Here is a 12,511-nt window from a genome sequence, read left to right on the forward strand (position 1 = left end):
CCTTGTTCAGTTGTAAAGCGTGCGTGATGCAGGCAACGGCCTTTGGGCCTATGACCCCGCTGACCTGTGCACCAGATCAGCGACGTCGATCACCGATCCGGCTCCGCAGGCCCGCCCGTCCAGTTCGCGCACACGCGCGGCGAGGGTGACCGACGACAGCAGCCACACCTCGTCGGCGGAGTACACCTCCGTGACGGTCAACGGCCGCTGGTCCGTCCCGATCCCTTCGCTCTCGGCGAGTTCGAACAGTGCGTCCTGTGTGGTTCCGGGCAGCACGCCGTCGTCGCGCGGCGGCGTCACGAGTGCGCCGTCGATCACCGCGACCACCGTGCTGCGCGGACCCTCCAGCACCGTGCCCGACGCCGAGACGAAGATCGCGTCGTCGACGCCCAGTCCGCGGACGTGACGCAGGGCCGCGATGTTGGCGGCGTAGCTGAGCGACTTGACCCCGGAGAGCAGCCACGGCGACGTGGCGGCGAGCCCGGGTTGATACGCGGTCGGCAGCGTCAGCGCGCGGACGCCGTGCCGCCGAGCGGACTCGACGCGGTCCGGGACGGGCGCGATCGTCAGGTACAGGGTCGGATCACCCGACGGATCGTGTTCGCGTCCACGCGTGTACACCAGCCGCAGCATGCCCTCACCGGCATGGACCGACCGCCACTCGCGGACGCCCGTGCGCACCATCGCCTCGATTCGCCCCGGATCCGGCGCGGGCAGGCCGGCGACGGGCGCGGCCGCCGTGAGCCGCGCGAGATGCCGGTCGAGCCCGCAGACTCGCCCTTCGCGCACGAGCATGGTCTCGAAGAGCCCGTCGCCGTGCACGATTCCGAGATCGTCCGCGTGCAGGACGGGTGAATCCGGGTCAGCGACCTCGCCCTCAGGCGACACAAGGACGACTTGCATGCGACAACGATGTCATGGAACGGCGTGCGGCCGGCTGAATTCCGCGCGCCGGAATCTGCGTGCCGACATTCCGCTCATCGGGAGAATCCCTTGGCGAATGCGTCCGACACCGGGTACCACCGACAGATGAGCAATGAACGGATCGTCGTCGTCACCGGCGCCAGCCGGGGAGCGGGCAAGGGAATCGCCCTCGCGCTCGCACAGCCGGGTACCACCGTCTACGTGACCGGACGCACCACGGCCGCCGGGCAGACCAGTCTGCCGGGCACCATCACCCAGACCGCGGCTGAGATCGATGAGCGCGGCGGGACGGGAATCGCGGTGGCCGTCGACCACGACGACGACACTCGGGTCCAAGCCCTCTTCGACCGGATCGGCAACGACCACGGACGGCTCGACGTCCTGGTCAACAATGCCATCGCCCTGCCCGCCGGGCTCACCGACAAGGGACCGTTCTGGACCAAGGGACTCGACCTCCTGAGCCTGCACGGCGTCGGCCTGCGCTCCACCTATGTCGCCACCTACTACGCGGCGCCGCTCCTCACCGAGTCCGGCGGCGGGCTCGTCGTCAACACCTCCTCGTTCGGCGGCACCTGCTACATGCACGGTCCGGCCTACGGTTCCGGGAAGGCCGCCGTCGACAAGATGGCGCACGACATGGCTGTCGACTTCAAGCCCTTCGACGTCGCCGTCGTCTCGCTGTGGATGGGGCTGCTCAAGACCGAGGTGAACATGGCCGCCTTCAGTGCCCGGCCCGACCTCTACGACGGGCTGGTCGCGACCGCCGAGTCGGTGGAGTTCCCGGGACGCGTGATCGACGCACTGTCCCGCGATCGGGACCGGATGAAGTACTCGGGGCGGGTGCTGGTGGCTGCGGAGCTCGCGCAGGAGTACGGGATCACCGACGTCGATGGCAGCACTCCCCCGTCGCATCGGCCCTTCCTCGGCGACCCACCCGAATTCTCCTCTGCCGTCATCGACTGAACCAGCGGGCGGCCTCGTACACTCGGGACATGACCTCCGTGTCGCCGATCCTCAATTCGCATCCCAGTGCCGTCCCCACTCCGGAGGGAGACCCGAGTCCCGGCGTGGCCTGGCACTACGGCGACCCGCTGGGCGAGCAACGGGCGGCGACACGCGGCGCGGCCATTGTCGACCGCTCCGATCGCGCCGTGATCGAACTGTCGGGCCCGGAGCGGCTCACCTGGCTGCACACCATCTCCTCGCAGCATCTGACCGCGCTCGGCGATCGGCGCAGTGCCGAGGACCTCTCGCTCGACGGCAACGGACGGGTGGAGGACCACTTCGTCCTCACCGACATCGACGAGACCACATGGATCGACACCGAGGCCGCGCGAGGTCAGGCGCTCACCGAATTCCTGACCAGAATGGTCTTCTGGGCCAAGGTGACGCCGACGGCGCGCCCCGACATGGCGGTGCTGACCCTGCTGGGTCCCGACATCCTCACCGGCCCGGTCGCCGAGGCGATCGCGCTCCCGCCCGACGCCGAGCGTTACCAGGCCGGCGACCTGCCCGAGCTCCGTCACGACGACGAGCCGCTCGGCTTCTGGCGCGTGATGCCGCGGATCGGCGAGAACGGCTCGACACCTGTGGTCGATCTCATCGTCCCCGAACCCGATCTCCGAGAGTGGTGGCGACTGCTGACCGAGGCGGGCGCCGCGCCGGCCGGCATGTGGGCCTACGAAGCGCTGCGGGTGAACGCCCTGCGACCGCGCCTGCACATCGACACCGACGAGCGGACGATTCCGCATGAGGTGGACTGGATCGGCGGCCCCGACGAGGCCGGCGCCGTGCATCTGGACAAAGGCTGTTACCGCGGTCAGGAGACGGTCGCCCGCGTCGCCAACCTGGGACGCCCGCCGCGGCGGCTGGTGCTGCTGCATCTGGACGGCAGCTCCGCGTACCGCCCGGCGACGGGCGATCAGGTCAGCGCCGGCGGCCGGACCGTGGGCCGGGTCGGCACCGTCGTCGATCACTTCGAGAACGGTCCCATCGCGCTCGCGCTGGTGAAGCGCAACGTTCCGGCCGACGCCGAACTCGTCGTCGGCGATGCCGCCTCGCCCGACACCTCCGCGACCGCCCGCATCGACCCCGTGCTGTACACGCCCGACGACCAAGTGCCGCCCGGCCGCGCCGCCGTCGACCGTCTGCGGGGCCGCGGCTGACACGTGCGGCCACGGGAAGCCGCTGGTTCGAGCGTTTTCGATGTTCGACGGTCAGGCGATGAGACTTAATCCGTACTCCGCGCTAGACTGTCGGTACGAAAACTATTAACGAATAGAACGGGGCCGCCACACCGATGGCCGCCCCGTCACTGTGCGAGGGGGTCCCACATGGGCCGCGGCCGGGCAAAGGCAAAGCAGACGAAGGTTGCACGTCAGCTGAAGTACTCCGCTCCGAGTACCGACTTCGATAGTCTCCAGCGTGAACTCTCTGGTGGCAGGAAAGAGTCCCACGACTCGTGGTCGGACAGCGAGAGCTGGAACAGTGAAGAGGAGTGGCGACACGCCTGACGGCGCTGTCGCACGCACCCGCTCGTACGGGCGGTCAGCCCGGGCGCTCATGCCCAGACTGATGGCCTGACATTCGTAGAGCCCCGCGTCGTCCTGCGACGCGGGGTTTCTCGCGTCGCGCCGACCCGCGCGGTCGTCATGTCCGCGGGGTCGCCGAGAGCACCGCGTGAACCGCCGCGCGCACTCGCTCGTCCACGTCGCCCGGCGTTCCGGAATCGAACTTGCCGTCGAGATACAGGAACGCCAGGCCGTGCACGAGCGCCCACACTGCGACGGCCATCGGCTCAGGCTCGGCATCGGGGAAGACCCGCGCCACGATGGATTCGACGTACGCGTTGATGGTCTCGGCGGCCGAGGTCCGTTCCTCATCGGCCGGGTCGCACGGCTCGGCGAACATCACCCGGAACAGGCCCGGCCGCGACAGCGCGAACCGTACGTATGCGATCCCGACGTCGGCCAGATCGTCCGCGGATGCGGGCGCGGGATGAACTGCGGCCAGTTCGATCGCCAGGTCCCGGTATCCCACCGCGGCCACGGCGGACAGAAGGGCGCGCCGATCGGCGAAATGACGGTACGGTGCCGCGTTCGACACGCCGGCGCGCCGTGCCGCCGCGCGGAGCGAGAGGTCGCCTGCACCGCCCTCCTCCAGAATCTCCACCGCCGCCCGGACGAGCGCTGCGGGCAGGTCACCGTGGTGGTACGAGGTCGGCACAGTCAACAACCCTAACAATCGCCGCGGTCTCGACTCGTCTGTGCCTGACCCGGCCACCGCAGGCCGTGGCACCGCCGCGAGCGTCACGAAGTGTCGCAAAGTATCAAATATCGGTCGCCTCGCAGCCTTCAGTGCCGCCCCGGCCGCCACTAGCGTCGACTGACATGACGAACACCCGCCGAGCAGTTCCCCGCAAATGGATACGCCGCGAGATCGCGACCCTCGACCCGGTCGCCGACAGCGAACGGATCGTCCGACTGACGCTCGAGTCGCTGCTTCCGCCCGTCGGTGAACGGGTCTTCCTCGAATTGCTGTTCACCGTGTCCCTCATGCGGGTGATGGGTGAGCTCGAAGGAGCCGCCGCCGTCGATCGCGACGGGAAGGGAAAGGTCTATCACCACGGCGACCGGCGCACCGACGACACCATCCGCTATCTCACCGGATGGATGTACGACGGTGCGGGGAGCCCGCAGGCCCGCAGCTCCGCCGCCGAGATCAAGCGCATCCACGACAGCTACGCGCGGCACTACTCGATGTCGAACGAGACCTTCATCCACACCATCGCCTACTTCACCGTGCAGATCGAATGCCTCACCGAGATCGTCGGCGCGCCCGGGTTCACCGACGTGGAGAAGGAAGCTCAGGTGCGGCATTGGCGGACGATCGGCGAGTATCTGGGCGTCCGAGACATGCCCGAGACATGGGACGGCATGATCCGGGCGATGCGGGCCTACGAGGCCGACCCCGCCTGGTTCGCTCCCTCCGAAGCCGGCCACCGGGTGAGCGAGACCCTCGTCGCACAGTTCGGCGAACGGGTCTTCCCGCGCGGGTTCCGTTGGCTCGCAAAGCCTCTCATTCTTTCTCTGCACGACGACCACGTACTCGAGGCGCTCGGCCTGCCGAAGCCGCGGCCCGTCGTGACGACGACGATGCGAGCCGTGGTCCGGGCGGCGTTCTTCATGGTCCGCGAAGTGCTCCCCGATCGTCACACCGCGGTCCGGCCCGCAGGTTCCGCGGGCGAGCTCACGCGTTCCGCGCCCGGTAGCGGGTCGGCGTGACGCCGTACCACCGGGTGAAGGCGCGGGTGAAGGCCGCGGTCTCGGCGTCTCCGAGCCCAGCCGCGATCTCCGCCACCGGACGGTCGGTGCCGGTCAACGCCTCGGCGGCGCGGATCCGTCTGGACTCCTCGAGCAACGCCCGGAACGTGGTGCCCTCGCGAGCGAGACGGCGCTGCAGGGTCCGGCGATCGACGTGCAGTTCGCCGGCCAGTCGGGTCAGCGACTGCACCGGCTCGTCACTGGCGTGCAGCCTCGCCCACACGAGCGATCGCGCACCGAGGCGGCGCTGCTCGAGCTGTTGCTCGCACTGGGCGATGCACCGGCGTGCGGTCTCGGCGTCCGCGTGGGGAAGGCCGCGGCTCATCCATTCGCGCGGCACGACGAGCGCCGTGCGTCCCGCGTCGCAGACGAGTTCCTCCGTCGGCAGCACCGAGGCGAGGAGAGCCCCACGCGCCCGATCGACCTCCGCCTCCACCCGCGGCAGGACGACGTCGCCGAGCACCATCGGCACCAGACCGGCGATGACCGTCAGATCACGCTCGAGGATGAAGGGCCGGACGTCGTCGTGCACGTCGCCGAACGAGCATTCGAGCCGGACGTCCGAGCCGCTCTCGTCGTAGGTCACCGACAGGTCGGAGTAGGTATTGGTCAGACTCGCGAACCTCGTCGCCACCTCCACCGCGTCCCCGAGCGTCTCGCTGGAGAGCATCGCGAACACGAAGATGCCGAGATTTCCCAGATTCACCATCCGCCCGGCCTCGATGCCGAGACCGGGCGGGTCGTTCAGCAGCGAGACGATGTTGGCGATCACTGCCAGTTCCTGCTCCGCCAGGACCACCGCCCCGTCGACACGCAGGTCACTCTCTCGCAGTCCGCTTCCCTGCAGACAGTCAGCCGGATCGAGCCCATGACCCTCACCGAGTTCCACCAGACTCGCGACGCCGCCCGACGTGCCGCGCCGCAGACTTCTCCACGCCGGAGCAGCCACAGCCCCACCCTCCTTGTTGACAGTGCTAACATCCATCGCTACCCTCGTATGTTAACACCGATAACCTTCATGGGAGCCCACCGATGACAGTCCGTTCATCTTCCCCTTCGACGTCCGAACCCGCAGTTCCGGACTGCCCGCATCGCTGACGCCGCCCCGCATCGCGCACCTGACGAGCCGTATCGCGGCGGCTCCGACAGCCGCGCGCGTCGGTACGACGATCCCCTACACCGGCGCGCCCCTCGCCGACCTGCCGGTCTCCACGCCGTCCGATGTCGACGAGGCCTTCACCCGCGGCCGGCACGCCCAGGCATCGTGGGCCGCGACTCCCGTCAGCGAACGCAAGCGAATTCTCCTGCGCTTCCATGACCTCGTCCTCGACCGTCGGAACGAGGTCATGGACCTCATCCAAGCCGAGAGCGGCAAGACCAGGCGCGACGCCTTCCTCGAAGTCACCGACATCGCCATCGCCGCCCGGTACTACGCGCGAAGCGCGAGCCGACTGCTCGCACCCGCGCGTCGTCGTGGCGCGATCCCCCTGCTGACCCGGACCACCGAACTCCGCCATCCCAAGGGCGTGGTCACCATCATCTCGCCCTGGAACTACCCGCTCAGCATGGCCGCGGGAGACGCGATCCCGGCACTGCTCGCAGGCAACGCCGTCGTGCAGAAGCCGGACACCCAGACAGCGCTCACGGCGCTGTGGGCCCTCGATCTGATGCATCAGGCCGGCTTGCCCGACGACCTCTGGCAGATGGTGGTCGGACGCGGCAGCTCCATCGGCGACTCACTGATGCGCAACGCCGACTACATGATGTTCACCGGTTCCACCGCCGCAGGCCGGCACATCGCGCGAGAGGCCGGCGAGCGACTGATCGGAGCGTCGCTGGAACTCGGCGGGAAGAACGCGATGCTCGTGCTCGACGACGCCGACATCGCCCGTGCCGCCGACGGTGCCGTCAGCGCCTGCTTCCCATCCACGGGTCAGCTGTGCGTGTCGGTGGAACGCCTCTACGTCGCCGAAAGCGTCCGCGACGAATTCGTCGCCGCATTCGTCGAGCGCACCCGCGCACTGCAACTCAGCGGACACTACGACTTCCGGAGCGACGTCGGCTGCCTCACCACGCAGTCGCAGCTCGAGACCGTCGCAACGCACGTCGAAGACGCGGTCGCGAAAGGCGCGACGGTCCTCGCCGGCGGCCGGGCCCGCCCGGATCTCGGACCGCTGTTCTACGAGCCGACTATTCTGACCGACGTCACCTCGGAGATGACGCTCTACGATCACGAGACCTTCGGTCCGGTCGTCTCGATCTACTCCTTCAGCGACGTCGAGGAGGCGATCGCGCGCGCGAACGCCACACCGTACGGACTCAACGCCAGCGTTTGGAGCCGCGATGCGGCCCGCGGCCATGCCGTCGCGTCACGCCTGCACGCCGGCACCGTGAACGTCAACGATGCCTTCGCCGCGGCATGGGGAAGCATCGACTCGCCGATGGGCGGCATGGGTGACTCCGGCGTAGGGCGCAGGCACGGATCCGAGGGCCTGCTCAAGTACACCGAAGCGCAAACCATCGCTCACCAGCGAGTTCTGGGTTTCACTCCCCCGCGTGGCATCTCTCACCGGGCGTGGGCGACGATGCTGACGGTCGCACTGAAGACCCTCAAGAGAATCGGCGTTCGTTGACCGGTTCACCCGCGCCGGCGGATGACCGCGACCTACCATCCCCCCGAGGAGGGCTCACATGACCGGAAGAATCGTTGTACTCGGCGCCACCGGCTATGCCGGCGGGCTGGCGGTGGAGGCGCTCGTCCGCCGCGGCGCCCGACCCGTGATCGCCGGCCTGCGGCCGCAGGCGCTGGCCGCCACCGCCGAACGCTTCGGCGGACTCGACACCCAGGTCGCCGACGTCACCGACTTCGACAGCGTGCGGGCTCTGGTGGAACCGGGTGACGTGCTCGTGACCACCGTCGGACCGTTCGAGCGGCTCGGATTCGCTGCCGCACGTGCGGCAGCCGAGCAGGGTGCCCACTACGTCGACTCCACTGGCGAAGTGGGATTCGTGCGCGCGATCCACGAACGTCACGACGCCGTGGCCCGCAAGACCGGCGCCGTCATGGTTCCGGCCTTCGGCAACGACTACGTACCGGGGGTCCTGGCCGGAGCCGTCGCCGCCCGGGAGGCCGGCGACTCCGCGCGGTCGCTCGACATCGGCTACTTCGTCGACGGCTCACTGCGCCGCGGGCGCGGTCTCAGTTCCGGCACCCGCGCCACGATGTCGGACGCCATCACGCTGCCGGTCACCGTCTGGAAGAACGGGCGGCTGGAGGACCAGCGGGCCGCGAGCCGGGTGCTGACCTTCGACGCCGGCGCTCGCCGCAAGGCGGCGATGCTCGCCACCGGCACCGAGGTGCTGTTCCTGCCTCCGGCGTTTCCGCACCTCGAATCCGTCGAGGTGTACAACGGCTGGTTCCCCGAGCTCAGCCGGGCCATGAGCCTGCTGTCCGCCGTCGTGAACACCGCGGTCCGCATCGAACCCGGCCGACGACTCGTCGCCGCCGTGACCGGCCGCTCCGGCGGAGCGCCCGGCGGTCCGGACGCCGCCGAGCGTTCCCGCAGCGGCGCGCACACCGTCGCGGTGGCGCGCGACCGCGGCGGCGCCGTGCTGGCCGAGGTCCACGCCACTGGCCCGAACGTCTACGACCTCACCGCTGAGCTGATGGCGTGGGCGGCCGACCGTCTCGCTTCGGGCCACGGCGAGCAGCCGGGCGTCGTCGGACCGGTCGAAGCATTCGGCCTCGAGACGATCCTCGCCGCGGGAGCCGAGATGGGGCTGACCGTCGGCGCAGACCCTCGGTCACGGCGACCGGTGTGAGTGGACCCGCCGGAGTGTCGACCGGCCTCACAGCCGGATCGGCACCCCGGTCTCGCGTTCCGAGATCTCCCACAGTGCGCGGATCCCGGCGTCGACGCCGAACGGGAAGAGCGGTTTGCGCACGGGCGGACCGAAGGAGACGAAGGCCGGACCGTAGAGGGTTCCGCCGCGCGCCGTCGGATCGGTGGCGGCCCGCAACTGACTGAGCGCACCGCGGTCGGTCGTCATCCCGACCAGGTCGGCTCCCACATCACCGAGCCACCCAGCGATTCCCCCGCCTCCCGAGGCATGGGTGGTGGACTGCAGTTCGGAGTCGGTGAGACCCGGATGCGCCGACAGCGCGATTGCCCGGTCGCCGGAGGCGCGCAGCCTGCGGTCGAGGCCGATCGCGAAGTGCAGATTCGCAAGCTTGGAGTTGCCGTACGCCTTCCACGGACGGTAGCGGCGGTGCAGATGCGGATCGGCCGGGTCCAGGTTGCCGCCCTGGTGCTGGGCGATGCTGGTGAGCGTCACGACCCGCCCGGCCGGAGCCTGGCGCACCGCGGGGAGCAGAAGCGCGGTCCACGTCCAGTGTCCGAGATGATTCGTGCCCAGCTGGGTCTCGAAACCGTCGGCCGTCCGGCCTTCCGGTGTCGCCATCACTCCGGCGTTGTTGATCAACAGATCGATGCGGTCGTGACCGGCCAGGACCGTCTCGGCGGCTTGCTTCACCGACGCCTGCGACGCGAGGTCGAGGGGAACGATCTCCACCGACGCACCGGGTGCGGCTCGCCGGATCGTCTCCTCGGCGTCGCGCGCCTTGCTCTGGTTGCGGGCTGCCATCACGATATGGGCGCCCTTCCCGGCCAGCGCTCGAGCGGTGGCCAGCCCGAGTCCGCCGTTGGCCCCGGTGATCACCGCGACCCGACCGGACTGAGACGGGATGTCCGCGGTCGACCAGCTCACGATCGCACCCCGTCGACCGGTGCGCCGTCGGTGTCCAGAACGGCGAAGGTCATCCCGGCATCGGTCAGGCGCCGCACCAAGTTGTCGCCCATCGCCGCGGCCGTGGTGACCTGGCCGCTCACCTTCGGATTGTCGTCGAAGGCCAGGCACATGGCCGATTCGGCCAGCATCTTCGCGGTCTCACCGTAGCCGGGGTCGCCGCCCCGCACCTGCGTGTGAACCGTCCGGCCACCGCCTTCACCGATGAAGTCGACGGAGAACCAGGAGCGTGCGCGGCGAGCCGGCGACGGTCCGCTGCCCTGGGGAAGGCAGGCGCCGATGAGGCGGCGCAGCGGCGGGATCTGCGCGGCGACGGCGACTGTCGCGACGCCGAGGGCCGCGGCCGCGAGCATCACCAGCCTGCGGAAACCCGCGTAGTGAGAGTACGTGAAGTCGGGCCCGTATTCATCGCGCGCACCGGCCGAACGCTTGACGATCTGGGGATCGATCGTCGGGAGTGGCAGGAGCCAGAGGCCGAGCACGCCGTCCCTGCGGGGAGCGCCGGCCCGCACCCGTGCGCGGCGCCCGACCGTCGGCGGTTCTAGCCTGGCACGGTCGGCCGCGGCCCGACGGATCTGCCGCGGCCGCGCGATCTGACCGAGTCCGGAGTGCAGCGTCCCGCCGGAGATCATCGCATTGCTGCGGACCACACCGCGGACGGCCGCGGGCGCGGAGTCGGGCAGTTGCTTGGCCGTGAAGAATGCACCGAGATCGTGCGGGATGGAGTCGAATCCGCAGGCGTGCACCAGACGGGCACCGGTCCGGACCGCCGTGGCGTGATGAGCGATGTACATCCGATCGAGGAATTCGGATTCACCGGCGAGGTCGACGTAGTCGGTACCGGCGGCCGCGCACGCTGCGACGAGCGGCGCACCGTGCTGGAGGTAGGGGCCGACGGTGGTGATGACGACCCGAGCCGATTCGGCCACCGCGCGCAACGATTCGGGGTCGGTGGTGTCGGCGATGAGCAGTTCGAGCTCGGCGGCCGCGGGAGCGATCGCCGCCAAGCGGGTTCGGACGGCATCGAGTCTGTCCCGGTTCCGGCCGGCGAGCGCCCACCGCGCCCCGTCCGGCAGATGCTCCGCGAGGTACTCCGCGGTGAGTTCACCGGTGAATCCGGTGGCGCCGAAGAGCACCAGGTCGAATCGGCGGTTCTGGGGAAGGTCGGGCATCGTCGATCTCCATCTGTTGACGGTCGAGTGCGTGCGGATCCCGTCAGCGCAGCACCGCCTGCGATCGACACCGACGGCACGGGGGAACACCAGAAGATGTTTACACTGACAACGCGAGACTAACCCGCTAGGTTAACGGCGTCAACATATGAAGTGCCGTTCCTCACAACCATCCGCCGGACCGGCGCCGGGTTCAGAACCTCGGGTGATCGCCGACCAGAGCCACCGAGCCGCGAGCCCCGGGTTCGCCGCGCTTGACGGTGCCGAGCACCCAGTTGTCCACATGACGTGCGGTGAGGATCGCCTGCGCACGGTCGGTGTCCTCGGGAGCGACGATGGCGACCATGCCGACGCCCATGTTGAAGGTGCGTTCCATCTCGGCCCGCTCCACTCGGCCGCGCTGGGCGATCAACGAGAAGATCGGGGCCGGGCTCCACGTGTTGCGCTCCAGCTCAGCGGACAGGCCCGCCGGAAGCACGCGTGCCAGATTGTCGGCGAGGCCGCCGCCGGTGACGTGCGCGAACGTGCGGACGTCGCTCTCGGCAGCCAGTGCCAGGCAGTCCTTGGCGTAGATGCGGGTCGGCTCGAGCAATTCGTCACCGAGACTCCGACCGAACTCCTCGACGTGACCGGCCAGATCCATGTGCCCCCAGTCGAGCAGCACCTTCCGCGCCAGCGAATAGCCGTTCGAGTGCAGGCCGGACGAACCCATCGCGATCACCACGTCACCCGCGCGGACACGATCCGGCCCCAGGATGGAATCGGCCTCGACCACACCGACGCCGGTGGCGGAGATGTCGTAGTGACCGTCCTCCATCACACCCGGGTGCTCCGCGGTCTCGCCGCCGAGCAGCGCACATCCGGCGTCGACGCAGCCGTCGGCGATGCCCTTGACGATGTCGGCGACCATCTCGGGGATCACCTTGCCGACGGCGATGTAGTCCTGCAGGAACAGCGGTTCGGCGCCGCAGACCACGAGGTCGTCGACGACCATCGCGACCAGATCGCGCCCGACGGTGTCGTGCTTGTCCATGGCCTGTGCGATGACCAGCTTGGTCCCCACGCCGTCGCTCGAGGCCGCGAGAACGGGCTCGCGGTAGTCGCCCTTCAGGGAGAACAGGCCGGCGAAGCCGCCCAGCCCGCCGAGGACCTCGGGACGGGTCGCGCGCTTCGCGTGAGGTGCGAAGAGTTCGACGGCGCGTTCGCCGGCATCGATGTCCACGCCCGCTGCCGCATAAGATGCGCCGGCCGTCGGCTTGTCGACAGACCCGTCGGTCATATTCTTGA

The 12,511-nt window shown here is 69.3% G+C and carries 12 protein-coding genes; 6 read left to right on the forward strand and 6 right to left on the reverse strand.

The genetic code is table 11. The features are described 5' to 3' along the window. Nucleotides 1-48 precede the first annotated feature (48 nt). Nucleotides 49-903, reverse strand: coding sequence for an aminodeoxychorismate lyase (locus tag P5P27_RS15560; RefSeq protein ID WP_006895725.1), 855 nt, complete (start codon nt 901-903; stop codon nt 49-51). Nucleotides 904-1,029: 126 nt separating this feature from the next. Here P5P27_RS15560 and P5P27_RS15565 point away from each other — a divergent pair, with 126 nt between their 5' ends. The 3 genes from P5P27_RS15565 to P5P27_RS15575 all read left to right on the forward strand — a co-directional run bounded on the left by P5P27_RS15565 (nt 1,030) and on the right by P5P27_RS15575 (nt 3,437). Beyond that, nucleotides 1,030-1,887 carry an SDR family NAD(P)-dependent oxidoreductase gene (locus P5P27_RS15565; RefSeq protein WP_039867115.1) on the forward strand — a complete coding sequence of 286 codons (858 nt, stop codon included), beginning with the start codon at nt 1,030-1,032 and terminating at the stop codon, nt 1,885-1,887. 29 nt (nt 1,888-1,916) lie between these two features. Further along, nucleotides 1,917-3,089 (forward strand): CAF17-like 4Fe-4S cluster assembly/insertion protein YgfZ, encoded by a 1,173-nt coding sequence (gene ygfZ / locus P5P27_RS15570; protein ID WP_278124888.1) that lies wholly within the window; start codon nt 1,917-1,919, stop codon nt 3,087-3,089. A 168-nt stretch (nt 3,090-3,257) separates the two neighbouring features. Continuing rightward, the gene (locus P5P27_RS15575) at nt 3,258-3,437 is read left to right on the forward strand and encodes a DUF3073 domain-containing protein (RefSeq protein ID WP_006895729.1); all 180 of its coding nucleotides are present in this window, start codon (nt 3,258-3,260) and stop codon (nt 3,435-3,437) included. 136 nt (nt 3,438-3,573) lie between these two features. On the opposite strand, the gene P5P27_RS15580 is transcribed toward P5P27_RS15575, so the two are convergent. Next, a complete protein-coding gene (locus P5P27_RS15580; RefSeq protein WP_278124890.1) occupies nt 3,574-4,149 on the reverse strand; it encodes a TetR/AcrR family transcriptional regulator in 576 nt (191 codons plus the stop codon). Between the two features lie 164 nt (nt 4,150-4,313). On the opposite strand from P5P27_RS15580, the gene P5P27_RS15585 reads away from it, so the two are divergent. Beyond that, nucleotides 4,314-5,207 (forward strand): oxygenase MpaB family protein, encoded by an 894-nt coding sequence (locus P5P27_RS15585; RefSeq protein ID WP_278124891.1) that lies wholly within the window; start codon nt 4,314-4,316, stop codon nt 5,205-5,207. Here the strand turns inward: P5P27_RS15585 and P5P27_RS15590 are convergent. Continuing rightward, nucleotides 5,173-6,195, reverse strand: a complete 1,023-nt coding sequence (locus P5P27_RS15590) for an AraC family transcriptional regulator (RefSeq protein ID WP_278124892.1) — start codon at nt 6,193-6,195, stop codon at nt 5,173-5,175. The genes P5P27_RS15585 and P5P27_RS15590 overlap by 35 nt on opposite strands. 133 nt (nt 6,196-6,328) lie before the next feature. On the opposite strand from P5P27_RS15590, the gene P5P27_RS15595 reads away from it, so the two are divergent. Together P5P27_RS15595 and P5P27_RS15600 are read left to right on the forward strand one after the other, a co-directional pair. Then, nucleotides 6,329-7,879, forward strand: coding sequence for a succinic semialdehyde dehydrogenase (locus P5P27_RS15595; RefSeq protein WP_479724239.1), 1,551 nt, complete (start codon nt 6,329-6,331; stop codon nt 7,877-7,879). Between the two features lie 58 nt (nt 7,880-7,937). Beyond that, the gene (locus tag P5P27_RS15600) at nt 7,938-9,068 is read left to right on the forward strand and encodes a saccharopine dehydrogenase family protein (protein WP_006895734.1); all 1,131 of its coding nucleotides are present in this window, start codon (nt 7,938-7,940) and stop codon (nt 9,066-9,068) included. Between the two features lie 27 nt (nt 9,069-9,095). Here the strand turns inward: P5P27_RS15600 and P5P27_RS15605 are convergent, their stop codons facing one another. From P5P27_RS15605 to purM, 3 genes are all read right to left on the reverse strand, one after another. After that, nucleotides 9,096-10,013, reverse strand: coding sequence for an oxidoreductase (locus P5P27_RS15605; protein ID WP_006895735.1), 918 nt, complete (start codon nt 10,011-10,013; stop codon nt 9,096-9,098). Further along, on the reverse strand, nt 10,010-11,224 hold the full coding sequence (locus P5P27_RS15610; RefSeq protein ID WP_006895736.1) for a saccharopine dehydrogenase family protein: 1,215 nt from the start codon (nt 11,222-11,224) through the stop codon (nt 10,010-10,012). The genes P5P27_RS15605 and P5P27_RS15610 overlap by 4 nt, the downstream gene beginning before the upstream one ends. A gap of 193 nt (nt 11,225-11,417) precedes the next feature. Further along, a complete protein-coding gene (gene purM, locus P5P27_RS15615) occupies nt 11,418-12,503 on the reverse strand; it encodes a phosphoribosylformylglycinamidine cyclo-ligase (protein ID WP_006895737.1) in 1,086 nt (361 codons plus the stop codon). Nucleotides 12,504-12,511 lie beyond the last annotated feature (8 nt).

This window comes from Gordonia sihwensis (assembly GCF_029632925.1).
Lineage (GTDB): Bacteria > Actinomycetota > Actinomycetes > Mycobacteriales > Mycobacteriaceae > Gordonia > Gordonia sihwensis.